This window comes from Zunongwangia mangrovi (genome assembly GCF_900112105.1).
GTDB classification, from domain to species: Bacteria; Bacteroidota; Bacteroidia; order Flavobacteriales; family Flavobacteriaceae; genus Zunongwangia; species Zunongwangia mangrovi.
Genome location: NZ_FOKV01000012.1, coordinates 1 through 26,030 on the forward strand (window position 1 = coordinate 1; position 26,030 = coordinate 26,030).

Annotated in this window: 18 protein-coding genes; 7 read left to right on the forward strand and 11 right to left on the reverse strand. The window is 37.3% G+C overall.

Features of this window, described 5'->3' with window-relative positions; genetic code table 11:
- Positions 1-98: 98 nt before the first annotated feature.
- From BM201_RS17025 to BM201_RS17035, 3 genes are read right to left on the reverse strand one after another with little or no spacing between them, the layout of a single operon-like run.
- Positions 99-1,121: a sugar kinase gene (locus BM201_RS17025; RefSeq protein ID WP_092542853.1), complete on the reverse strand. Its 1,023-nt coding sequence runs from the start codon at positions 1,119-1,121 to the stop codon at positions 99-101.
- A gap of 3 nt (positions 1,122-1,124) precedes the next feature.
- Positions 1,125-2,522 carry a glucuronate isomerase gene (uxaC, locus tag BM201_RS17030; RefSeq protein ID WP_092544849.1) on the reverse strand — a complete coding sequence of 466 codons (1,398 nt, stop codon included), beginning with the start codon at positions 2,520-2,522 and terminating at the stop codon, positions 1,125-1,127.
- Positions 2,523-2,526: 4 nt separating this feature from the next.
- Positions 2,527-4,734, reverse strand: a complete 2,208-nt coding sequence (locus tag BM201_RS17035; protein ID WP_175487082.1) for a glycoside hydrolase family 3 C-terminal domain-containing protein — start codon at positions 4,732-4,734, stop codon at positions 2,527-2,529.
- Positions 4,735-4,907: 173 nt separating this feature from the next.
- Between BM201_RS17035 and BM201_RS17040 the strand changes: the two genes are divergently transcribed.
- The 5 genes from BM201_RS17040 to BM201_RS17060 are packed head-to-tail and all read left to right on the forward strand — an operon-like array spanning position 4,908 to position 12,872.
- Positions 4,908-7,061 (forward strand): alpha-glucuronidase family glycosyl hydrolase, encoded by a 2,154-nt coding sequence (locus BM201_RS17040; protein WP_175487083.1) that lies wholly within the window; start codon positions 4,908-4,910, stop codon positions 7,059-7,061.
- Positions 7,062-7,068: 7 nt separating this feature from the next.
- Complete coding sequence (locus tag BM201_RS17045) at positions 7,069-7,812, forward strand: SDR family NAD(P)-dependent oxidoreductase (protein WP_092544853.1); 744 nt, start codon at positions 7,069-7,071, stop codon at positions 7,810-7,812.
- Between the two features lie 2 nt (positions 7,813-7,814).
- Positions 7,815-8,987, forward strand: coding sequence for a mannonate dehydratase (gene uxuA, locus BM201_RS17050; protein WP_092544855.1), 1,173 nt, complete (start codon positions 7,815-7,817; stop codon positions 8,985-8,987).
- Positions 8,984-10,102, forward strand: a complete 1,119-nt coding sequence (locus BM201_RS17055) for an endo-1,4-beta-xylanase (protein WP_092544857.1) — start codon at positions 8,984-8,986, stop codon at positions 10,100-10,102. The genes uxuA and BM201_RS17055 overlap by 4 nt, the downstream gene beginning before the upstream one ends.
- The gene (locus BM201_RS17060; RefSeq protein WP_245758689.1) at positions 10,044-12,872 is read left to right on the forward strand and encodes a glycosyl hydrolase 115 family protein; all 2,829 of its coding nucleotides are present in this window, start codon (positions 10,044-10,046) and stop codon (positions 12,870-12,872) included. Before BM201_RS17055 ends, BM201_RS17060 begins: the two co-directional genes overlap by 59 nt.
- Positions 12,873-13,487: 615 nt before the next feature.
- On the opposite strand, the gene BM201_RS17065 is transcribed toward BM201_RS17060, so the two are convergent.
- From BM201_RS17065 to BM201_RS17095, 7 genes are all read right to left on the reverse strand, one after another.
- Positions 13,488-15,407 (reverse strand): RagB/SusD family nutrient uptake outer membrane protein, encoded by a 1,920-nt coding sequence (locus BM201_RS17065; protein WP_092544859.1) that lies wholly within the window; start codon positions 15,405-15,407, stop codon positions 13,488-13,490.
- A gap of 9 nt (positions 15,408-15,416) precedes the next feature.
- A complete protein-coding gene (locus BM201_RS17070; RefSeq protein WP_092544861.1) occupies positions 15,417-18,557 on the reverse strand; it encodes a SusC/RagA family TonB-linked outer membrane protein in 3,141 nt (1,046 codons plus the stop codon).
- Between the two features lie 501 nt (positions 18,558-19,058).
- Positions 19,059-19,625, reverse strand: a complete 567-nt coding sequence (locus tag BM201_RS17075; protein WP_092544863.1) for a phosphatase PAP2 family protein — start codon at positions 19,623-19,625, stop codon at positions 19,059-19,061.
- 34 nt (positions 19,626-19,659) lie between these two features.
- On the reverse strand, positions 19,660-19,890 hold the full coding sequence (locus BM201_RS17080) for a hypothetical protein (protein ID WP_092544865.1): 231 nt from the start codon (positions 19,888-19,890) through the stop codon (positions 19,660-19,662).
- Between the two features lie 11 nt (positions 19,891-19,901).
- Positions 19,902-21,275, reverse strand: a complete 1,374-nt coding sequence (locus tag BM201_RS17085; protein WP_092544867.1) for an MATE family efflux transporter — start codon at positions 21,273-21,275, stop codon at positions 19,902-19,904.
- A 100-nt stretch (positions 21,276-21,375) separates the two neighbouring features.
- Positions 21,376-21,783: a hypothetical protein gene (locus BM201_RS17090; RefSeq protein WP_092544869.1), complete on the reverse strand. Its 408-nt coding sequence runs from the start codon at positions 21,781-21,783 to the stop codon at positions 21,376-21,378.
- A gap of 11 nt (positions 21,784-21,794) precedes the next feature.
- On the reverse strand, positions 21,795-23,177 hold the full coding sequence (locus tag BM201_RS17095; RefSeq protein WP_092544871.1) for a M20/M25/M40 family metallo-hydrolase: 1,383 nt from the start codon (positions 23,175-23,177) through the stop codon (positions 21,795-21,797).
- Between the two features lie 174 nt (positions 23,178-23,351).
- Here BM201_RS17095 and BM201_RS17100 point away from each other — a divergent pair, with 174 nt between their 5' ends.
- Positions 23,352-23,954, forward strand: a complete 603-nt coding sequence (locus BM201_RS17100; protein WP_092544873.1) for a hypothetical protein — start codon at positions 23,352-23,354, stop codon at positions 23,952-23,954.
- Positions 23,955-24,036: 82 nt separating this feature from the next.
- Here BM201_RS17100 and BM201_RS17105 read toward each other — a convergent pair whose 3' ends face one another.
- Positions 24,037-24,477, reverse strand: coding sequence for an Hsp20/alpha crystallin family protein (locus BM201_RS17105; protein WP_092544877.1), 441 nt, complete (start codon positions 24,475-24,477; stop codon positions 24,037-24,039).
- Between the two features lie 170 nt (positions 24,478-24,647).
- On the opposite strand from BM201_RS17105, the gene BM201_RS17110 reads away from it, so the two are divergent.
- Positions 24,648-25,946 carry a DUF2254 domain-containing protein gene (locus tag BM201_RS17110; protein ID WP_092544879.1) on the forward strand — a complete coding sequence of 433 codons (1,299 nt, stop codon included), beginning with the start codon at positions 24,648-24,650 and terminating at the stop codon, positions 25,944-25,946.
- The last annotated feature ends 84 nt before the right edge of the window (positions 25,947-26,030 follow it).

Genomic DNA, 26,030 nt, shown 5'->3' on the forward strand with positions numbered 1-26,030 from the left:
AAGCTTTCCATCTATTGTCAGATCGAGTGAATTTCAATGTTAATTGAAATTTGTATCGAGATCTCATTTCTAGAATCTAGTATCAATATTCTAAAATCTTATCTCTTAATTCGTCCTCCGGTGCTACCGGCCATTACTTCTTCAACTTCTTCCGGACTTACCTGATTTACATCTCCCAGTATCGTATGTTTTAAAGCGCAAGCTGCATTGGCAAATTCCAGTGCCTTTTGATCTTCAAAATGAATCAGTCCGTAAATCAGTCCGGCGGCATAGGCATCGCCGGTTCCGATTCGGTCCACCACATCGGTAATCTCTAGTTCCTGGGTTTCTAGGTATTCCGTCCCCGTCCATGCTCTTCCGTACACCTTCTGCCAGCTTGCACTGAGTCCGGTTCTTACCTTATCAAATACTTTTTCGATCGAAGGGCATTCTTTGATCAAAGCTTTACTGGCTTCAATAAATCCTTCTTTCGAAAAATCATAGTCGGTCTTTAAAATCTCATTGATTTCATTAACCCCACCCACAAAAATTGTGGATAGGCTTACCAGTTCTTTTAAAACCTCATGACCGTCTTTCCCATATTGCCAAAGATTGCTGCGATAAGCAGGATCAGCAGTGATCGTAAGCCCTTTGGCTTTTGCTTTTTCGAGTCCGATCTTCAAGGTTTCATAAGCGCTTGCTGAGATCGCCGGGGAAATCCCCGTCCAATGTAAATAACCGGCGTCTGCTAAAATTTCATCCCAGTTTACCTGTCTTGGGCTAATATTGGCAAAACTGCCATGCAAGCGATTATAGGCGATCTTACTAGCCCGCATCCCTGAACCGACTTCTAAAAAGTACAATCCCAAGGGATGATCGACTTTGCTAATAGCCGAGGTATCGATCCCATATTGACGCATTTGCGCAATGGCGGCATCTCCTACTAAATCATTAGAAACATTAGTCACCTGTTGGGTATGTTCCCCAAAATACGAGAGCGAGGCCGCTACATTCATCTCGGTCCCTCCAAAATAGAAATCCATTTGGTGGGTTTGGGAGAGTTTGCGGTTCTCCGATGGACTCAGTCGCATCAGCACTTCGCCAAAAGAAACTATTTTGTGATGTGAGTTTGAGTTTTTCACCTTTTAAAACTTAAAGTATTCTTTGGCATTGCCATAGCAGATATTAGCTACCGTACTTCCGATGAGTTCCATATCTTCAGGAAGTTCGCCTGAAGCGATTTCCTTTCCGAAGAGATTGCATAGAATTCGTCTAAAATATTCGTGTCTTGGAAAGGATAAAAAGCTTCTGGAATCGGTTAGCATCCCAATAAAACAGCTAATTAATCCCATATTCGATAATGCGTTCATCTGTTTTTCCATCCCGTCCTTTTGATCTAAAAACCACCAGCCGGATCCCCATTGTACTTTTCCACGAACACTACCGTCATTGAAGTTCCCGATCATCGTGGCAAAGACTTCATTATCGGCCGGGTTTAGATTGTATAAGATCGTTTTAGTGAGTTTATCCTGGCTATCCAGTTTGTTTAAAAACTGAGAGAGTTTTTCCGCTTGTGAATAATCACCGATCGAATCCCAACCGGTATCGGGGCCCAATTGTGCCAGCATTCGTTTGTTGTTGTTTCGAAGCGCCCCTAAATGAAATTGCTGTACCCATCCGAATTTATGATAACACTCACATAAAAACAGTAAGATCGCGGTTTTGAATTTCTCAGCATCAAGATTTGAAACTGCTTTCCCGGCCAGTTTGTTTTTAAAGATCGCATTGATCTCAGCTTCGGTAAATTCAGTATAGCTCATCGCATTTAAACCATGATCACAAAGTTTACAGCCATGTTTATCGAAGTATTCGATACGTTGCAATAATGCATCTTTGAGATCCTGGAAGCTTTCAATAGCGATATTGGTGGTTTTACCCAGTGTTTTTAGATAATCGGTATAACCTTCCGCATCGATCAAAATAGATTTATCGGGACGAAAAGCGGTGCTCACTTTTATTCCGAAATCCTCGCCTGCCATCGCCTGGTGATGTTCCAAAGTATCGGTAGGATCTTCCGTGGTACAAAGCGTATTGACGTTCATTTTATGCAACAAGCCGCGGCAGCTGTTTTCTTGTTGCTGCAACTGATTGTTGATCTCCTGGTAGATCGAGGTAGCGTTTTTTTCATTTAAAAGTTCATCGATCCCAAAATAGCGTTTCAGCTCTAAATGCGTCCAATGATACAGTGGATTACGAAGCGTATGTGGCACCGTTTTGCCCCAGGCTTCGAATTTTTCCTGGTCACTGGCATTGCCAGTGATATAATGTTCATCGATTCCCAAAGTTCGCATCGCACGCCATTTATAATGGTCGCCGCTTAGCCACACCTGGCTGATGGTATCGAACTGCATATCGGCAGCGATCTGTGCCGGTGGCAAATGATTATGATAATCGATGATCGGTTGATCCTTGGCATACTGATGATACAACTCCTCAGCATACTTAGTCTCCAACAAAAAATTATCCGTGATAAAGGGTTTCATATTCTTATTTTAGTTGAAATTGAACCTTTTTCAAGGCTTTTTTTCCTAGTTCTTCATTTCTCTTCAGCGGACTACTACCTCCTATATAAATTTCAAAATCTCCTTTCTCAATAGTTTCTTTTCCATCTTCATCTATAAAACTCAACATCTCTGGAGTGATCGTAAAAGTCAGTTCTTTTGATTCTCCCTTTTTAAGCTGAATATTTTGGAATGCCACCAACTCGAAATTAGGTACTCTGGAAGAAGCTTTTACATCTTTTAAATACACCTGTACCACTTCATCACTATCAAAATCGCCAGTATTTTTTACTGAAATATGAGCTTCTAAAGATTCATTTTTCTTTACTTTTTGTTTAGATAATTGGATTTCAGAATACTCGAAATTGGTGTAACTTAATCCATAACCAAAAGGATACATTGGCGCAACGTCCATGTATTTATAGGTTCTTCCTTCCATAGTATAATCTTCGTAAGCGGGAAGATCTTCGATGTTCATTGGAAAAGTAATTGGCAATCTTCCTGAAGGAGAATTTTTCCCGAAAATGATATCTGCAATAGCATTACCACCTTCTTCTCCCGGATACCAAACCATTAAAACAGCATCGGCAAGTTTATGGACTTCAGCTAAATTCATTGGGCTACCACCTGTTACGATCGCAACAACCGGACGATCTTCTGCAGCTTCACTTACTTTTCGCAAATATTCGATCTGATTTTCTGGCAAATTATAATCCAGACGATCTCCAAAAGTTGGGGAAGCAATAGATTCTCCTTCCTCTCCTTCTAACAGTCCTGATATTCCCATCACCACAAAGGTTGCGTCGCTATTACCGGCGTTAGGCGATGCCCAATCCTGCGGATTTTCATTAGGAATATTAAGCCTGGTTCCCATTCTATATTGCAACTGACTTTCAGGTTTTATTGCTTTTGCGATACCCTCTAAGACAGTTACCATTTCAGGATTTACTCCGTGATAATTTCCTAATAGAACCTCGATATTCGTTGCATTAGGACCAGTAATAAAATATTTTGAAAGGTTATTTTTTAAAGGCAAAACACCGTCATTTTTAAGCAAAACGATCGATTTTCTTGCGGTTTCTCTCGCTAAAGCTCTATGTTCTTCGCTATTCATAACCTCAACTCCAATTTTATTGTAAGGATTACTTTCTTCAGCATCGAACAAGCCTAACTTAAAACGAGTTTCTAGTAATTTGTGCAAGCGTTTATCCAGTAATTCTTCTGAAACCAAACCATCTTTTACCGCTTTCGCCAGAAAATTATAAGTATCGCCACAGTTTAATTCTACACCAACTTCTAAAGCCAAAGCCGCAGCGGCCTCAGGCGATTCTACTACGTCATGCCCATTTACAAAATCCTGTAAAGCCCAGCAATCACTAACCACATGACCATCAAACCCCCATTCTTCTCTAAGAATTTCATTAACAAGTCTATTATTAGCACAGCAAGGTTCACCATTAGTACTATTATACGCACACATAATGGTTTCTACATTCGCATCAACCAAAGTTTTAAATGCCGGCAAATAGGTTTCCCAAAGATCTTTTTCACTAACATCTGCATTAAATTCATGTCTTAATTTCTCCGGACCGCTATGTACCGCATAATGTTTTGCGGCAGCAGCCGTTTTTAGATATTTTTCGTTATCGCCTTGCAGCCCTTTAACAAAAGCTTCCCCTAATCTGGAAGTTAAAAATGGATCTTCCCCATAGGTTTCCTGTCCTCTACCCCAACGTGGATCTCTAAAAATATTCACGTTAGGCGTCCAAAAAGTCAGCCCGCTATATTGCCTGTGATAACCATGTTTAACTGCATTATTAAAATTCGCACGAGCTTCATCTGAAACTGCTGTTGCTACTTTTAAGATCAATTCTTCATCGAAAGTTGCTCCCATACCAATGGCTTGCGGAAATACCGTTGCAACGCCAGATCTACCAAGGCCATGTAAAGCTTCGTTCCACCAGTTATAAGCAGGGATTCCAAGCCTGTCGATCGCAGGACTCGCATGTAACATTTGTAATGCTTTCTCCTCTAAAGTTAGCCTGCCTATCAAATCGTCGATACGCTTATCCATGGACAAATCGGCATTGTAAAAATCGTATTTAGATCTATCGATTTTCGATTCCTGAGCATGGATTTTCAAGCTAAAAAAAGCCATTAAAATCAATGCAAACAACCAACTATGTTTTTTCATTATTAATAATATTTTACCGGTAATTTTAACATAAACCAATTATTATACTGGATTAACAAATAAAACATAAAATTGAAATAAAAGCAACCGATTGCGTAAAATATTTTTTTAATAGCCAAATTTTATATACTTTTCAGTCCGCAATCGTTTGTTTAGTTAATTCGACTTTAAAAATGAAAAAAATACTATTTAGCCTCCTTTTTGTCCTGATAAGCAGCTATGCTGTTTGCCAGAATCCTTATGATTTATGGCTTCAATACGACAAAATTGAAGATAAAACGCTTCTCGACTCCTATAAAAAACAGGTTTCAAATGTCTATTTAAACCTGAATTCGCCTACAGGAGATGTAATTAAAGAAGAAATTGAAAAGTCGTTTAAAGGCTTGCTGCACATCGAGCCAAAATTCGATAATAAAACGCCCAATCTTATTATTTCTACCCTAAACAAACTTGATCCATCGCTGAAAAAAAAGCTCTCTAAAACTTCTAATATTAATGATGAAGGCTATGTAATTCAGCATATTTCAGAAAAAGGAGAATCAAAGATTATACTTTCAGCAAAAACAGAAAAAGGACTATTGTACGGTGTTTTCAACTTTATAAAACAGATACAATTACATAAAGACCTGTCTAAATTGACGATTGTAGATTCCCCAAAGATTCAGAAAAGAGTTTTAAATCATTGGGATAACCTGGACCGCAGCGTAGAGCGTGGTTATGCCGGATTTTCGATCTGGGATTGGTATTTATTGCCAGAACTGATCAAACAGGAATATATTGACTACGCCCGTGCGAATGCCTCAATTGGAATTAACGGTACGGTACTCACCAATGTAAACTCCAATGCTTTAGTGCTAAGCCCGCGATATATTCAGAAATTAAAAGCCTTAGCCAATGTTTTTAGACCTTACGGTATCCAGGTGTATCTAACTGCTCGATTTTCTGCACCAATAGAAACGGGTGATCTGGAAACCGCAGATCCTCTTAATGCCGAAGTTAAGCAATGGTGGAAAGACAAAGCTGAAGAAATTTATACTGAAATTCCCGATTTTGGTGGGTTTTTAGTAAAAGCGAATTCTGAAGGACAGCCCGGTCCCAACAATTATGGCAGATCTCATGTAGACGGTGCCAATATGCTTGCTGAAGCGGTTGCTCCTTACGACGGAATTATCATGTGGCGTGCTTTTGTTTATTCTGAAGAAAAACCTGAAGACCGCGCTAAACAAGCTTATTCTGAATTTAAACCTTTCGACGGAAAATTTAAGGACAATGTATTGGTTCAGGTGAAAAATGGCGCAATCGATTTTCAGCCAAGAGAACCTTTTCATCCTTTGTTCGGCGCTATGCCAGATACACCTTTAATGATGGAATTCCAGATCACCCAGGAATATCTTGGCGGCATGTCTCATTTAGTGTTTTTACCTAAACTTTTTGAGGAAGTTTTAGAAGAAGACACTTATACACAAGGAAAAGGAAGTACGGTTGGTAAAATTATCGATGGGCAGTTAAGCAACAAAAAACTTACGGGAATGGCCGGTGTCGCAAACATAGGAACGGCCAAAAACTGGACGGGACATCAATTTGGACAGGCCAACTGGTATGGCTTTGGAAGACTCGCCTGGAACCCTGAAACCAGTGCCGAAACTATCGCAAAAGACTGGCTAAAAATGACCTTTTCTAATAATGCCGAATTTGTAGATCCTATGAGCAAATTATTGCTCGATTCTAGAGAAGCTGTGGTAAATTATATGACTCCGCTTGGATTGCACCACATTATGGCGGCAGGACATCATCAGGGACCTGGCCCATGGGTTAAAGATATGCCACGACCAGATTGGACATCTGTTTATTATCATAAAGCAGACGAAAACGGAATTGGATTCGATAGAACTTCTAGCGGTAGTAATGCATTAGACCAATACGCTTCTGAAATTCAGGAAAAATATAGTGATCCGGCAACCACGCCAGATAAATATTTGCTTTGGTTTCATCACTTGCCATGGAACTATAAAATGAAAAGTGGAAAAACACTGTGGTACGAAATTACTGCGCACTATCAAAAAGGAGTAGAACAGGTAGAAGACATGCAAAAAACCTGGCAAAAAATGCAGAAATATGTAGATCCACAGGTTTTTAAAGAAACGAATATGCTTTTAGATATTCAGCTTAAAGAAGCAAAACAATGGCGAAATGCCTGCCTGCTTTACTTTCAGCAATTTTCTAAAATGGATCTCCCAGATCTTATTCCAGAAATCACAAAAGACTTAGACTATTATAAATCATTGGAAACTCCTTATGCTCCCGGCATAAGACCTTCCTGGAATTAAAAATTATATGAACTCAAATTTAACCGCAATAGTAACCGGAGGAAATGCCGGCCTGGGATTCGCAACTGCTAAAAAACTTTGCGATGAAGGGATTACGACCTACGTGATTGGTCGAAACAAAGAAAAAACTTTAAATGCCTGCGCCGAAATTGGTGAAAAAGCGAAGCCATTTATTTTAGATCTTACTGAATTAGATAAAATTCCGGATGCAATTACTGAAATTGCAAAAGAAGCCGGGAAAATCGATATCCTGGTGAACAACGCCGGAATCAATATGAAAAAAGAATTTCTGGAAGTCGAAAATGAAGAATTTCAGAAGATACTTCATACCAACGTCACCAGCGTTTTTGCCATGAGTAGAGAAGTCGCCAAAGTGATGAAAGAAAATGGTAAAGGAAGCATTATTAACATTAGTTCTATGGCGGCGCAGTACGGAATTCCGCATGTAATAGCCTATTCTGCCAGTAAAACCGCAATCGAAGGAATGACCAGGGCTATGGCTGTAGATCTTGCCAAATTTGGTATTCGGGTAAATTGTGTAGCGCCGGGATTCATTAAAACAAATATGTCTAGCAAAGCCTTAGATAGCGACCCAGAACGTAAAAATAAAGTATTGGGAAGAACCCCAATGGGGAAATTAGGCGAACCCGCAGATATTGGTGATGCCGTTTTCTATTACGCTACAGATCTTTCTAAATTCACCACAGGAACAGTACTTCCTATCGACGGTGGCAATTCAATTGGATTTTAAATATGGAAACCAGGATCATTAAAACCATGCGTTGGTATGGCGAAAGAGATGTGTTAAGCCTGCACGAATTAAAACAAGCCGGCATAACTGGCATTGTGACCGCTTTGCATCACATTCCGGTAGGCGACATTTGGAGCAAAAATGAGATTCAAAAAACAAAGCAAAAAATAGAGAATCTTGGCATGAAGTGGGAAGTGGTAGAAAGCTTACCAGTTCACGAAAACATAAAAAAAAGAACAGGTAATTATAAAGAATTGATCGCTAATTATATTGAAAGTCTTAAAAATCTGGCCGCTCTCGATATTAAAGTGATCACCTATAATTTTATGCCGGTTTTGGATTGGGTGAGAACAGATCATAATTTCGAAAATGCTGAAGGTGCTGAAGTGCTTAAGTACGATCCGGTAAAATTTAGAGTTTTTGACCTGTTTTTGCTGAAAAGGCCTAATGCTGAAAATGATTATTCTGAAGCACAATTTTTGGAAGCTAAAGAGAAATTTAATACCACTTCAAAAGAAGAATTAAAAGTTCTTTCTAAAAGTGTGATGTTGGGACTTCCCGGAAGTACCGTAGATTTTACTGAAAAGGATCTACTAGATCAGTTGGAAGGCTATAGCGAAATTACAGATGATATTCTTCGCGAGAACCTGATCTATTTTCTAAGCGAAATTTGTCCGGCAGTTGAAGATTTGGGTATTAAAATGGCTATTCATCCAGATGATCCACCATTTTCTGTACTCGGTTTGCCACGTGTGGTTAGCAAAGCAAATGATCTAGAATACATTTTTAAAAATGTAGCTTCTAAAGCAAATGGTCTATGCTATTGCACAGGTTCGCTTGGCGCACAACCCGATAACGATTTAGTCGATATTTTTGAAACTTATAAAGATCGTTTACATTTTCTTCATCTTAGAAATGTAAGTAAAAAAACTGATGGTGTTTTTATGGAATCTGATCATTTAAATGGCGATGTTCCTATGAAGAAAATTATGCAGCTCATTATTGAGCATACCAATTCCACAGGAATAAAAATCCCAATGCGACCAGATCACGGCTATTTACATTCGCTTGAAAAAGAAAAGCCATACTATGCTGGTTACTCATTTATAGGACGATTAAAAGGATTAGCAGAATTAACCGGACTAGAACTTGGTTTACAAAATACAGCATCATGAAAAAACAACTATGCTATATGCTAATATTGGTGCTTTTTGGCGTCGTTTCTTGCAAAGATGGCAAAAAGGAAAGTAAAGAAATAGCCACCAAAGAAACTAATGAACAGAAAGGCCTTAAAGATTATTTTGCTGAAGATTTTCCTATGGGTGTGGCAGTTTCCCCTGCCTCGTTTGAAGGAGAATCGAAAGATCTGATCTTAGCCGAATACAACAGCCTTACCCCTGAAAATGTGATGAAAATGGGTGTTATTCATCCAAAAAAAGATGAATACAATTGGGAATCTGCAGATAAGATCGTGGCTTTTGCCCAGGAAAACAATCTGAAAGTTCGCGGTCATGCGCTGGTTTGGCATCAACAAACGGGTAACTGGATCTTTAAAGATGAAAACGGAAATGATGTGAGTCGCAAAGTTTTATTAGATCGAATGAAAGCTCATATCGACTCGGTTGTTGGGCGATACAAAGGAAAAATCTATGCCTGGGATGTGGTAAATGAAGCCATCGATGATAATCCAGACAATTTTTTAAGAGATTCAAAATGGCTTGAGATCATTGGTGATGATTTTCTTACCAAAGCTTTCGAATTTGCTCATGAAGCAGATCCAGAAGCGAAGCTTTTTTATAATGATTACAACATTATAATTCCAGAAAAAAGAGATCGCGTTTTAAAACTTATCGCTAAATTAAAGGCAGAAGATGCGCCAATAAACGGCATTGGAATACAAGGCCACTGGTCTATTTTTAGTCCTAGTGAAGAGGAATTAAGACAGGCTTTAAAAATGTACACTGAAACAGGTTTGGATGTACAAATAACCGAGTTGGATGTTTCTCTTTACAAATGGGAAAAAGAACAGCGAGAACAACGCCCAGATGAATCTGACGAGTTTACGGAAAAACGTAAACTTGCGCAGATAGAAGCTTACCAGAAGTTCTTTAAGGTATTTAGAGAATACAAAGAAGAACTTACCGGAATTACCTTTTGGAATATCTCAGATCGCAACACCTGGTTAGATCGATATCCTGTTGAAGGAAGAAAAAATTACCCATTATTATTTAATGAAAATTACGAAAGAAAACAAGTTTATGACTCCATTATCCAATTCAGTAAAAAATAAAACGCGGCTAGTTTTTGCGATTTTCGCCTTGCTGGGCTTCAGTATGCTTGGGCAAGAAACTATTGTCTCCAGCACCGCTGGAAACGGCAGTTTTGGTCTTGTTACCGCAAGTCAAACTGCAAACTTAGTATTAGATAATTCAGATTATGAAGGTGTTGCCATTGCGGCTAAAAACTTTCAGAAAGATATTGAACGTGTTACCGGTAAATTACCAGAATTACTTTCCGAAGAAAATTCCGAAGTAAAAAAACACGGAAATGTAATTATTGGAACACTAGGAAAAAATACGATGATCGATAGTTTGGTGCAACATCAAAACATCGATGTTTCAAAGATCGAAGGAAAATGGGAAGCCTATATCATTAAAAAATCTGGTGAAAATTTAGTGATTATCGGTAGCGATAAGCGCGGGACTATCTTTGGTATCTACGAACTTTCTAAGCAAATTGGTGTTTCTCCCTGGTATTGGTGGGCAGATGTTCCTGTAAAAAAATCGAATGAATTATACATTGCTAAAAATGGTGTAACCAGTACAGGACCTAAAGTTCAGTATCGTGGGATATTTATTAATGATGAAGCTCCTGCCCTATCCACCTGGGTAACCGAAAATTATGGCAAGTTTAATCATGAATTTTACGAGCCTGTTTTTGAACTTATTTTGCGTTTAAAAGGAAATTATATGTGGCCTGCCATGTGGGGAAAAGCTTTCTATGATGATGACCCCGCAAATGGTGTTTTGGCTGATAAATACGGGATCGTTATGGGAACTTCGCATCACGAACCATTAGCCCGTGCGCAAGCCGAATGGGGACGATACGGTAGTGGCGAATGGAACTACGAAACCAATGAGGATACTTTAAAAAGTTTTTGGCGCAAAGGAATCAAGCGTATGGACGATCGCGAAACTTTAGTAACGATCGGGATGCGTGGTGATGGTGACGAACCAATGACCGAAGGCACTGCGATTAGCTTACTGGAGCGTATTGTGAAAGATCAGCGAGAGATCATTAGCGATGTGACTCAAAAACCAACTGAGGAAACTCCGCAGGTTTGGGCGCTTTATAAAGAAGTTCAGGATTATTATGACCAGGGAATGCGAGTTCCAGATGACGTCACCCTTTTACTGGCCGATGATAACTGGGGAAATATAAGAAAACTTCCAAAACTTGCCGATAGCACAAGAAGCGGCGGTTACGGGATCTATTATCACTTCGATTATGTTGGTGGTCCAAGAAGTTATAAATGGATAAATACGACTCAAATTTCCAGAGTTTACGAGCAAATGTCACTCGCTTACGATTATCACGCTCGCAAAGTTTGGATCACTAATGTTGGTGACCTTAAGCCAATGGAATACCCAATTAGCTTCTTTTTGGATTATGCCTGGAATCCTGAAGATTTTAGTATTGAAGATCTAAAAGCTTATCCAGAACAATGGGCGACCTCTCAATTTGGAAAAGAATATGCTGCTGAAATTGCCGAATTACTTCAGAAATATACAACTTACAACAGCCGAAGAAAACCAGAATTACTTTCTGAAGAAACCTATAGTTTGACGCAGTTTAATGAAGCTGAAGAAATTCTTAGCGATTTTAACGAATTAGAGAAAAAAGCTGATGAAATTGCAGGGAAACTGGAGGAAAAATATCAATCGGCTTACTTCCAATTGGTGCTTCACCCAATAAAAGCTTCAGCAAATCTAAATAGAATGTATATCGCATTGGCGAAAAACAAGCTGTATGCTGAACAACAGCGTAACACCACAAACAGGTATGCAGAAAAGGTTTCAGAATACTTCAAGAAAGATGAAGAAATTACCGAAGCTTATCATTCAATCGAAAATGGGAAGTGGAATCATATGATCTTTCAGCCGCATATTGGATTTACGTCATGGTTTGATCCAAAACAAAATATTGAGCCAGAAACCAGCAAGATCGATATTCCAGAAGAAGCTGGATTGGGTATAGCGATCGCGAATAGCGAAGATTATTATCCAAAAAGTTCAAATCTTAGCTTACCGATATTCGATAAAAACAACGCGAAATCGTCGGTTGAAATTTTTAACCGCGGAAAAGAGGAATTAGAGATCAAGATCAAAAAACTTCCTAAATGGCTAAAGGTGTCTAAAACTAAAGCTGAAATTAACGAATCTGAGCACTTATTTTTTGAATTAGTTTCTGAAAAATTACCGGCTAAAACCACTAAGGAAAGCTTTATAATTCAATCTGATGATGATAAAGTTGAAATTGAAGTTACTTATCAGCCATTCGACTTTAAAACGGAAGGTTTTGTCGCTAAAAATGGTATCATTAGCATTCCTGCGAATAAATATCAGGAAAATAATGGTTGGGAAATGATCCCAGATCTTGGGAAAAGAGATATTGCCTTAAGACCTGAGAGTAGTTTTACCCAGGAAGCTTCAGAAAATGCAAGCTTAAGTTATCAATTTTCGATCAAAGAAGATACTGAAGCTAAAATGAGCTTTTTGATCTCTCCAAGCTTGGATTTTCTAGATAATGGCGGACTAAAATTTGCATATTCCATCGATGGCGGTGACCTAAATACACTTAATTTACTAAAAGACACCAAAGATAACTGGGGAACATCTGTAAGTAATAATGTGACAGAAGTAATTGAGGAATTAAATCTTGAAAAAGGAGCACATACTCTTAAAGTTTACGCTATAGATCCGGGAATTGTGCTGCAAAATATCATCATTGAAACCGATAGCGCTACACCATTAAATACGTATTTGGCGCCGACAGAATAATTGTAACTTCCATACAATTAATTTAGTTTGATTACAGTAGAATGCCGGGGTGGTTCCCGGCTTTTTTTATGTCTTTATTCGATAGCTTGATCAATTGATGCATTTCTGTCCCCAAGGCTATCTACTTATCTTTAAGCAAATACTATTTCAGAATAAATATCGCTTGTCATATGTGCTTTTTTATTCTAAAAAAATTCCTTTAAAATAGCTAATATTGATCTATACGCGGTGGTGTTTTTCTTTGATATTAGAATATTTCAAAGTTACTTTTTTGTTTCCTGGAAGTATTATATTCTAGCTTTAGAAAACATCTCCAAAACTTCAAATCTTAGCTACAATTGGCGTTTTTAAGGCTTAGAAAGAAGAAATAATCACAGCCTAAAATCAAAAGAAATCGAATAAGTAAGTCCTAAAAACTTCAGAAGTAAACTAGCTGGGGCAAGCCCCCGAGACATTCTTTAGAAACAATCTTTTAATCTCAAGGCAAGCCTCGAAGTATTGTAACCTTTGGCGGCGCCAATAAAAGCTTTTAACTTTATCGAATATCGGTAAGTATTAAACAAAAAAAGAGAGCTTTAAAAGCTCTCTTTTTCTAATCTAAATGCTAATTCAATTTTATTGATAACCAGGGTTTTGGTAAGCACTTTTTTCAGCATCTGACACATCTAAGTTATCTATCTGACCTCTAGGAATAGGTCTTAGATAATGATATGGTTCTATATTTCTTGTTGTCACTGTTGGTGAATGATCTGATGCATCGTTACCTCCAATTTCGTAAGTTCCTGCGATCTCGTTCCATTTTTGGGTACGAACAAGATCATACCAGCGATAGCCTTCTCCAAAATACTCACGAGAACGTTCAGCTAATATATAATCGATATCAATATCTGTTGGCGTAGCCGCAACTAAGGCCGCACTATTATCCTCGATACGCTCTTCCTGCTCTCCATTATCATAACACCAGTTACCGGCACGATCACGAATCACATTAATAAGATCGTAAGCAGAATAACTTCCAGAAGCACCTTTTACAGCAGCTTCTGCAGCAAGGAAATAGAATTCAGAAAACTTCGCGATTGGGAAAGGACGAGTAATAGCTCCGTTAGGAGAACCTAGTCCGTCACCATTATCGGTACGATACGTACCCAATTTCCAAAGTCCTGGATAGAATCTTCTATTGATCTCATCTGGATTGATCACATAATCTGATCGTCCAGGAAGTTCACCTCCGCCAATGTTTCCTCCATTTACGTAGGTAACATTGTCGTTATGTTCATCTAAGAATGAAACTACAGCATCACCGGGAGCGATTTCCATTCCGTTGGCTGCAGTAAGTGTAGCTTCTGGAGCGCCACCTTTATCCCAGTTTCCTCGATAGCTGGTCACAAATGTCGCATCGTAACGAGAATCTAGTTCTTTTTCAGCAAAAGTTTCGGTTAAGACTCCAATAGGCGGCGCCATTCTTGTCCATGGTCTACCATAGCTCTGCGCAGCTTCTCTTTGCACAGCTGAAACTCCGTCTACGCTAATTGTTGTATAATTAGAAGTTACCATCCAAACCGCAGTATTAGCACTACCATCTGTACCACTATATCCTAAGTTAGCTCCATTGTATAATTGGCTTTCTTCTGTACGATCTGCATAAAGCATCATTTCAGCATGGCGATCGTTTGTAGCCACATGCACATCATAAAAACAATCCAGTAAACGATATGGGCCAGGATTTTCAATTCCTTCAACTGCAAGATCATATGCTCTTTGGTAATAATACGAAGGATCGTTACCATCTGGATCTGTTCTTGGCGCTTCTGGATAAGTAGGAATATTATTTGGATTCTCTAACCACCAGGCGTAAGTTAAATACGCCTTTGAAAGGAATAATCTCGCCACGTTCTTAGTCACCGCTCCAGTTAATCTAGGATTATCTGGTAAGTCTTCTACAGCTCTTTCTAGATCTGGCAAGATAGCCCGGGTATAAACTTCGGGCACCGTGTTACGCGTAGAAGTTCTAACTGCAGAACTATTGAAGGCTAATTCACCAGATCCAAGATCTAATGGCACTCCCCCATAGTTTTGAACTAATAGAAAGTAATTGAACGCTCGGAAGAATCTTGCTTCACCAATTAGTGAATTATCCAGCCCAACGGCTTCAGCATTTTCTATGATACCACTAGCTGTGTTTATTGCCGGGAATGCATTTCCCCAAACAACGCTAACAGAAAATCCACTTTCTGAACTTAAATTTCCCTGCCCTGCAAGATCCAGATCAAAAAAGTTGTTGTTTGCACTCTGGGCAGCAGTATATTCATCTGTTCCTGTTTCAGTAAGGTTTAAATAATATGCAAACCCAAAAACGTTTCGCATATTTTGGTATAAATAGGTTAGTCCTCCCTGAACTCCCAGTTCTGTCGTAAAAAATTCTGGAGTAAAAACTCCTCTTGTCTCTTCTTGTAAAATATCGTCTGTACAAGATTTTAATCCGAATACCGATACCAATGAAAATATGGCTATAGGTATAATTCTAAATTTTCTCATATTTTCTTTTTAAAATGAAATGTTTAATCCTATCAAATAGTTACGTGTCGATGGAATATTGGTTCCTATTGTTGGAATACCTCTGGAAATATTACTCGTATTAACCGCTACGTTTTGACGGTTTCCGTTACCATTAACTCCTGAATTTGTTATTTCTGGATCTAAACCAGATTCGTCATGAAAAGGTGAAAAAAGTACGAAAGGGTTTTGTGCAGAAGCATAAACTCTTAATCTATTGATCCCTAAGTTATCTATTAAATCCTGCTCAAAATTATATCCTAAAGTAAGTGAGCGAACTTTTAAATAAGAACCATCAAAATATCCTAACGTACTTGCATATTTTTGGTTATCACCACTCTGAATCCCTCCTGGTGCAGGATATTTAGCATCTGTATTGGTAGGTGTCCAATAATCCACATCTACGTTGTTTTGTCTACCAGTTAACAGGTTTAAATATCCACTAGATGAATATAAAGTACTTACTAAAGTTCCTCCAGATTGAAAAGTTCCCACCATAGTTAGATCAATATTCTTATAAGCTAAGCGAGTATTGAATCCACCCTGAAAATCTGGTGTTGGATCGATAATTTTTCTATCCTCTGCTCCTATTGGTCGTACTGGAGAACCATCTGCATTATACTCTCCGGTATATCTAACTTTGATCATTCCGGCAGCACTACCTCCTGGTTCATATTGTTGTAAATATTGGAAATCTGGATCTGATTCGTTCCAAAGTCCGATTCTTTCGTAATCGTAGATCACATTAATTGGAGATCCCACAAACCAAAGGTTTCCTTCATCTCTTAACTGTCCTGAAGCCAAAGAGGTAATCTCATTTTGGTTACTGTAAAGGTTTATACCAGCATCCCATGTAAATCCATCTGGATTATCGATAATGGTACCGTTTAATGAAATTTCAAATCCTTTGTTTTGAGTAGCACCAATATTACTGGTTACATTTCCAACCCCAGAAGAAGATGGTAATCCAAGAGTATAAAGTATGTCATTCGTTTTAGTTATATAATATTCAAATGTACCTGATAAGCGGTTATTAAATAATCCAAAATCAAGACCATAGTTGTAGGTTTGCGAAAACTCCCATCCAAGGTTTGCATTTGGTAATTGATTCACATAATATCCGGTAGCAAATGTACTTCCGAAGTTATAATTTACAGTGCTTAATCTACCCTGTACAGAGTATGGTGCAATCGCCTGATTTGATGTTTCTCCATAACCTGCACGTAATTTTAAGAGATTTATCCATGCTACATCGTCCATAAAGGTTTCATTACCAATATTCCATCCAACTGAAACCGCAGGATAAGTTACCCACTTGTTTCCTGGTGCTAATCTGGAAGAACCATCACTACGTAAAGTAGCCGTCATTAAATAACGATTATCGTATTGGTACATCACTCTTCCCATATACGAAAGCAATCCTGTAGCAGAATAGCCTGTACCATAGTTTGTAATATCTTCGGAAAGCGCTGAATCTATATTGTACCATAAAGAAGATTCATTCGGAATATTTTGAGCAGTTAGACCTACGTTATCCGTCTCAGTATTTTGCGAAGAGAATAATCCAACGAAATTCACTTTATGTTTTTCAGCAAATGTTCTGTCGAATAAAATTTGATTTTCAATCACGTAATCTCTGGTGATCGAACTATTGTAACTAGCTGAAGATGGGTTTTGTTCATTATAGTTAAAAACTCCACGTCCTGTAAAATTACCATCTCTTGCCGTTCTAAAATTAAGACCAAGATTTAAACGATACTTTAGGCCCTCTATCCACGGAATTTCAACTTCTGCGTAAACGTTATTGTAAGAACCATAATCTAACTGTTCATTTTTTCGACCATCACCAATACGATTAATTTCATTTTCAGTAGGAATCCATAGGTTATCAGCCTGAGTTTGCAGACGAACCGACTCTAAGAAATTTCCGTTTTCATCATACGGACTTAAAAGTGGTGATGCTGCTAATGCTCCAAATACACCTACAATACTGCTGGTTTTATTAAAATTCATTACTGAATTTAATCCGAAACTAAAAAGCTCTCCTACTTCCTGGTCTACCTGTGCTCTCAAAGAATATCTTTGGAAAGAATCTCCCGGTGCTACCGAAGTTTCCTTAAAATATCCCAAACCTACATTATAGGATCCTTTTTCTGAACCTCCTTTTACACTTACATCGTGTGTAGTTTGCAAACCAGTTCCATAAATAAGGTCCTGCCAATCTGTATCGTTTGCGAGATCCTCATCACCACCTAATTCATATATAGGGGTTCCACCCTGATTAGGGTGTGCCGCAACATCTGCTCTTAATTGCGTAAGTTGTGCTGCATTCATCATAGGATATTTTGCAAAAACATCTTTTACTGCATAATATGTATTGTAAGAGAAAGTTGCTTTTTGTCCCTGTCTACCAGATTTTGTAGTGATAAGAATTACCCCATTCGCACCTCTGGAACCATAAATAGCAGTTGCAGAAGCATCTTTAAGGATATCGAGACTTTCGATATCATTAGGACTAATATCACTTAAACCACCCGAAAACGGGATTCCATTTAATACAATTAAAGGATCGTTATTTCCAGAAAGTGAACGTGTACCACGAATTCGCACTTGTGGCGAAGCTCCTGGTCTTGTACTATTGGTAGAAATATTTACCCCAGCAGCACGACCTATTAAAGCATCCTGAAAATTGGCAGTTTTAACCTCATTAAGTTCTTCACCTTTTACAGAAACTACAGATCCTGTTACAGATTCTCGACTTTGTGTACCATAACCAACCACAACAACTTCAGATAAAGCTTCAGTATCATCCTGCATCGTAACATTTATTTGTGTACGACCATTAACCGGAATATCCTGACTTTGATATCCCATGAAGCTATAACTAAGTGTAGCATCTGAAGGTACATTTTCTAAAGTATAATTTCCATCAAAATTAGTTGTGGTACCCTGGTTCGTACCAACGATGAAAACATTTACGCCAGGCAATGGCAATCCATTGGCGTCAATGACTTCCCCGCTTACTGTTATGTTCTGAGCGTAACCGCTGGCGAACATCATTAAGAAGAGTAGTATTGAAAATTTAGGCTGAACACCCAATTTTCGTACATAGTTAGAAATCTTTTCCTCCATATTAGTAAATTTTAAATTAAAAGATTTAAATCATATTAGAATGATAAAAATTGTTAGGTTAATTTTTCGATATGATAAATATATCACAAAATTACTAATTACGAAATCGGTTGCGTTAAAACTTTTATTCAAATTGACTATAAGACCGAATTTTAACAGTCTAAATAATGATATTCAGCACTTTAAGTTATTTATTATTTTTCTAAATTCTTATAAAATTGAAACAATTTAGTATTACATATATAAATACAGCTATCTAAAAATTAAGATTTCATGACACAAAGAGACTAAAAAAGATTAAATTATGATAAATATGAGGTGTTTTCTAGGAATAACTCAATAATAAACGTATAAAATACGCGTAAACACTATTACGCAATCGGTTGTTTAAATATCAAGCAATTAAAATAGCGTTATTTATACAACTTATATATCTATTTGTATATGCTTAAGAAAAGATCAAGAGGGAAAAAAATTCAGTTAAATCTATCTGAGAAGTATTTAAACCACATTCAGCTTCTTCACCACGAACTGTTGAAGTAAATAAAGTAGGTATCCATATAAAATACCAAATAGAGCGCCTATAAGAATATCGCCAGGATAGTGTACTCCTAGATAAACACGGCTATAAGCTACAATGGCAGCCCAGAGCAAAAGGAACCATATCATTTTAGGTATCTTTTTTATAAAAATAGATCCTAAAAAAATTGCGACTGCAAAAGTGCTGGATGCGTGTGCCGAATAGAAGCCATATTTACCGCATCGCTCGGCTACGATCCTGGCAAACTCTGTTACACCTTCCTGCCGGCAAGGGCGCGGGCGCATAAAGAAGTCTTTAAAGACATTAGACATCTGGTCGGTACAAGTAATTAACAGCGCTATACAAACCATAGTCGCTACACTGTATTTCCAACCAAATTTTTTGAATAAAAGAAATAATAGAAAAGCATAAAGTGGGATCGCCATCCATTTATCACTAATGCCGATCCACATCCAATCCCAGGTTTCAGACCCAAGATTGTTTAAATAAAGGAATAATTTATGATCTAACTCAATTAATTCTTCCATACTTATATTAGATAATTACGATTAGATTGCTTGTTTAATCTTCCTCGTATCTAGCTACTTCGCGATCGTAAAAATCGTTAGCCTGCTGAATTAAACTTTCGGCTTCATTGGCCAATTCTTCTTCATCAGCTTTATCAAAATCTTCAAGCCATTCTACCTCATCGTTTTCAAGATTAATGATGAAGCGAGGAAATTCTGTATGAATTACAAAGATCGCATCTGAATAATCGGTATTATCACCCAATAAAAATTTAGGAAATTCCATTGTATATATTTTTAAACTGTTTCGTTTTTAATTTCGTTAGGTTTATTTGCAATCAGCTTATTGCTTAAATAATTGAATCTAAAATACAACATTAATGCAGAAGCTGTTAATCCAGCCAGAAGTCCCATCCAGATTCCCATACTTCCCATGTTTTCAGCTTTACCAAAATACCAGGATACCGGGAAACCAATGATCCAGTACGCAACAAAACAAATGGCCGTGGGAACTTTTACATCCTGTAAACCTCTTAAAGCTCCTAAAATCACTACCTGCATGCCGTCACTTAACTGAAATAAAGCTGCTACAATTAATAATTGCGCCGATAAAAGCACAACTTCAGTATTTTCTATATAAAAGGTAGGTAGCCAGTCTTTCAGTAAAATAAAGCCTACTGCGAATATAGCTTCAATAATAAAGACTAAAAGAAAAACAGACATCGCTATTCTGCGTAATTCCTTATAATGATGCAATCCTTTTTGATTTCCAACGCGAATGGTTGCAGTAACTCCTAAACCAACAGCGATCATAAAGGTCATCGATGCCAGGTTTAAAGCAATTTGGTTGGCAGCCTGCGGATTGGTTCCTAAAAGTCCTGCAAGGAATACCGTAGCGGTAAAAATCGCAACTTCGAAAAACATTTGTAACGCGGTTGGAAAACCAAGATTCAGAATTTTTTTGAAAATATCGGTTTTGAACAATTCTTTTTTAGACCAAACAAAATAAGGTTTAAACTTCGATTTTCGTCTTAAGATCTCCCAAATGAACCATAGCATAAAGAACCTGGAAATTAAGGTACCAATTGCTGCACCTTCTAAACCTAGCTCTGGAAAGATCCAAATTCCGTAGATCAATATATAGTTGAAAAATACGTTTACCACATTTGATAATATGGTAGCGTACATTGAATATTTGGTTTGTGATAATCCATCGGCAAATTGTTTATAAGCCTGGAATATCATTAAAGGTAGCATCGAAAAAGCTACAATTTCGAGATAAGGTATCGCATATTCTACAACTTCGGGTGGTTGATCAAGATAATATAAAAGTGGTTTTGCTAGTAAAAGCAGTAGGAAAAGAAGAATTCCGTTTATACCGCAGAGAATAATTCCATGATGAAAATAACTTCTCCCCTTTTCGATATCTCCAGATCCATCAGCTTCAGCAATAAGCGGAGTAATCGCGAACGAAAACCCAATTCCTAGAGAAAGTGCTATAAAAACAAGGCTGTTCCCTAAAGAAACTGCAGCAAGTGGCGCAGCACCTAGTCGCCCAACCATAAGATTATCAGCCAAGCCAACAAGCACGTGCCCTAATTGCCCCAACATAACCGGATAGGCAATGTTAAGGTTTTTCCTGAATTCTTTTGTGTAATCTGAAAGCTGCAAAACCAAAAATTTAGTGCGCAAAGATAATGGCTTTTATTTGGCTTGAGATTGATTTATCATTAAAAAATAAGTCTGCAAATCTTCCAATATTAGCATAAAGCTAGTTTTGCTTCCCAAGAATTAATTCTTCATAAGATTTTGCCTTCCGAAGTTCCAGAATCCATTTTACTTCGAACTTGCCATAGCCTAAAGATTTTATTCTTTCGATCATAAAATCGCGAAGATCATCTAAAGTCATATATTCGTTAGTTGCTTCAAAGATCAATTCGGTTTTATAGATATTAGGCAAAAAGAAAAAAACTTTTTTAAAGATCGATTTTGGATGTTTTTTGCCAGTAATTTTATAGATCTTCCCGTTGCTATCACAAAACAAGTTGTCCTTCAAATATTCCTGAAAGTAGACTTCAGCATCGTTATAAATTAAAGCATCCAAAAGCAAAAAGGAAGTAAGATCTTCCTCTTTGCTGAAATTTGGATTTGATATGTTTATTGCCGGAAATTTTATCAATTAATATCGAATTACAATCCGTATTTGTCTACCAGGTAAATTAAAGCGGCCATGCTTGCGCCACCAAGTTCGAGCTCTCTTTTATTGATTTTATCAAAAGTATCTGTAGCGGCATGATGATAATCGAAATAACGCTGAGAATCTGGTTGCAAACCGGCCAAAACCGTCCCATCACCTTCTAACGGACCAATATCTGCACCGCCTTCTCCCTGCTGAAAAATATGTAAATAATAAGGTGCGAACAATGAAGCCCAACTTTGTAGTTTTGTAAGCTGAGTAGCATCTGCATGAAAAGTAAATCCTCTTGGTGTAAATCCGCCAGAATCACTTTCTAAGGCAAAAATATGATCTTCACTTTTTTCTTTAGCGACCTCGGCATATTTAAGTCCGCCACGTAATCCATTTTCTTCATTCATAAAAAGCACCACGCGAATGCTTCTTTTGGGTTTGTATCCCATTTCTTTAAAAAGACGCAGCACTTCCATAGATTGTACACAACCTGCACCATCGTCGTGCGAGCCATCACCCAAATCCCAGGAATCTAAATGACCACCCACCACAATATATTCATCTGGATACTGGCTTCCGGTAATTTCGCCAATTACATTATAGCTTTTTACATCTGGATGCGTTTCGCAATTCATCTTAAAATAAACCTTAAGATCTTTTTGCAATTTTAAAACCGAACTCAGATACTCGGCATCTTTAGTGCTAATTGCTGCAGCCGGGATTTTTTGATCTTCAGAAATATCACCATAGTACATTCCGCCGGCATGAGGATATTCATCAATTCTTAAATTCATAGATCTTACAAGCACACCCACTGCACCATATTTAGCAGCTTCTGCGGCACCATTACCACGTTGGTCTACGGCACCGCCATAAGCTTTAAACGTATGGATTTTAGTAGCATCCATAGGTCGATTAAAAAACACGATCTTTCCTTTAATTTTTTCTTCCCCAAGTTTTTCAAGTTCGTCCAATCCATGAACTTCGATAACTTCAGCTTTTGTGCCACCTTCAGGGGTAGCAACAGACCCACCAAGAGCACAAATATTTATAGGTGTAGAACTGCCAGGAATAGTTTCAATATAAGCATATTCACGTGCACCGCGCGTCCATTTAGGCACCATCACTTCCTGTAACCAAACTTTGTCTAAACCAAGACTATCCAATTCTTTCTTGGTGTAATCTACCGCACGTTGCGCACTGTAGGATCCAGATAAACGACCACCAATACCATTAGACAGGTAATCTAGCCAATCGTAGCTTTTGCCATTGGTTAAAGCCATATCATAGATTGCTGCAATTTTTTCTGAATCACTTTCTACTGAAGATTGCCCAAAAACCGGCAACAAGGAAAGAAATAAAATGGGTAAAAGAATTTTCTTCATTTTTCGGAATAAATTTGAGCTTAAATTAACTACAAAATCATTCAAAATAAAAATTAAGTAAGCTTAAAGCTGAAATTGGAGGTTTTCAGCAATAATTCAGTTTAAAATTACCACTACACGGCCATTCAAAAAAGCTATGGATTTTGTTATATTCGCAGTCTAAAACACCGAATTTTGACTCAGGAAGAAAAAGCAGATATCATTAGGAAAGTGACCACTCTTTTAAAAGAGATCCCATCTTCTATGGATGTGGTAAAAAAAGGAGGAAACGAGCACAGTCGCTACGAATATCTTGCTACACACATGGTAAATAAGGCTATTGAAAAAGATGCGCTTATCGTAAGTGAAGATGGAAATGGTATTGCTATTTTGTTTAAAACGAGCAAAAAAGACGACAATTTTTGGAAAAATGCATGGTCTGAGTTAAAACTAGTTTTTAATGTTACCGGTATCAAAAATGCCTACAAAATCGTAAAAACTCAGAATTATATTAAAAAACAACGCCCACAGGAAGGCGAATATTTATACTGCTGGTTTTGGGGAATTCTTAAAGAATCTCGTGGCCCTGGCACTCAGGTTGGCGTTCAAATGAAAAATGAGTTTTACAGACGGGCAAAACTTTACAATTTGCCACTGTATGCTGAAACCAGAATGCGTAAAAATGCCATCGTTTATCAAAAATTTGGATTTCAATTATTTAATAAATGGGATCATCCTAGTGGTGACACGATGTATTTCTTAAGATATATTCCTGAAGAAAAAAGCGAAAAGAATTAAGCTATAAAACATCGAATATCAGATATAAAAAAAGCCGAATCCTAGGATTCGGCTTTTCCTTTTTAACTAACTAACCTAAAACCTATGATATTTCTATCATTCTTTTAGCCTGCACTTTTGCTTCTTCCTTTTTTGGAAGCGCGATCTCTAAAACTCCGTTGTTATAGTTTGCAGAGATCTTCGAGTTATCTACCGTGTCTGGTAAACTAAAAGCTCTTTTAAAAGTGCTGTAACTAAACTCTCTACGAGTGTACTTTCCATTCTTTTCTGAAGTTTCTTTTTCTATCTTATCTTCAGCAGAAATGGTTAGTACATCGTTGTCTAATTCAATTTTAAAATCTTCTTTAGATTTTCCAGGAGCAGCAACTTCGACGATAAAATTCTCGGCTGATTCGTGAATATTCACCGCAGGAATTCTAGTTCCTATATTATTCACATTAGTAGTTCCTCCTAACCAATCTGTTTTAAACATATCATCGAATACAGATGGCAACCAGTTTTCATTTCTCTTAATTAGACTCATAACTTTTTTATTTTTTGTTAAACTTTATTTCTTTTTAAGACACTTAGCTATTAGCAATTTGGATTCCAATTAAAATTTAACGTCATTTTGACAGTTTTTAATGTTTTTAACATGACTTTTTAACATGTTTACTAAATTTGATAGTATATTCAAACATTATATATTGACGAATGAAAAAACTATTTACTCGCCTACTCTCTTTCTTTAATTCAATTAAAAGCAGGATCGCTTTTTATCCTACGGTAATTGGTCTACTTGGATTTATATTCACGTTTATTACCTTATTTCTTGAAGAACAAGGTGCATCAGAGGTTTTACGATCTAATTTCCCGTCGCTAATTGTTAATAGTGGCGACACAGCACTAAGTGTTTTAGGAGCAATTATTACCGGATTAATATCGATGATGGTTTTTAGTTTTTCTATGGTGATGGTATTGCTCAACCAGGCTACCAATAATTATTCACCAAGACTACTACCAGGTTTGATCTCAGATCGTAAACACCAAACTGTGCTGGGAATCTATCTGGCTACGATTCTCTATTGTACTTTTATTATGGTTGCCATCGATCCCGATGCTGCACAAAAAAACCTACCCGGATTTTCTGTGTTTTTGGGAATCCTCTTTACAGTGATCTGCATGGGCGCTTTTATCTATTTTATTCATACTATTTCGCAAAGCATACAGATCAATAACATTTTGCAGTATATCCATCGGCAATCTAAAAACCGACTAACTAAATTACTGGATAGCGAAAGAAACCAAAATGATGATTTTCCAGATTCTAAAAACTGGTATGTCTATCATGCTAAAGAAAGTGCTTATTTTCAAAATCTATCTGTTGCGAACATGTTAGATCTTTGTGAAGAATTAGACACCAAATTCCATATTCTACCCGTCAAGGGAATTTTTATTCTGAAGGACACGCCTGTATTCCGTTCAGAAAAGAAATTAGATAATGATAAAATAGATGAAGTTTTAGCAAATTTCAACTTTGCGCGAAAAGAACTGGTCGCTGATAATTATGTATTGGCTTTTAAACAAATTACTGAAATAATAGCTAAAGCTATGTCTCCCGGAATTAATGATCCCGGCACTGCAGTTAATGCGATAGATTATTTAACTGAATTATTGGCGCTAAGAATGCAAAAAAAGGACAGTAGTATTGTTAATCGAAACGACAAATGTCTTTTGAGATTGAATACGGTGAACTTTAAAGATTTACTTTATAATGTTTTAGTCACCATTAGAACCTACTGTTCTCACGACATTATAATTATTCAAAAAATTGCAGTAATGTTTGAGTATATGCTTCAGCAAGAACAAAAAGAACATTATTATAAAGAACTAATTATTTCTGAAGCTAAATTTTTCTTCGCGAGTGCTTTAGAAGCAACTTCTTCTAAAAATGATATTGAAATTATTAAAAAGCATGCTGAAATGTTGAAAATCGACCTTAAAAACAACTAATTTCAGTTATAAATTAAAAATACCCGATATTGGGTATTTGATAATTGAAGTATTTAGCTAAATTTATTTTCACTCCAACCCACT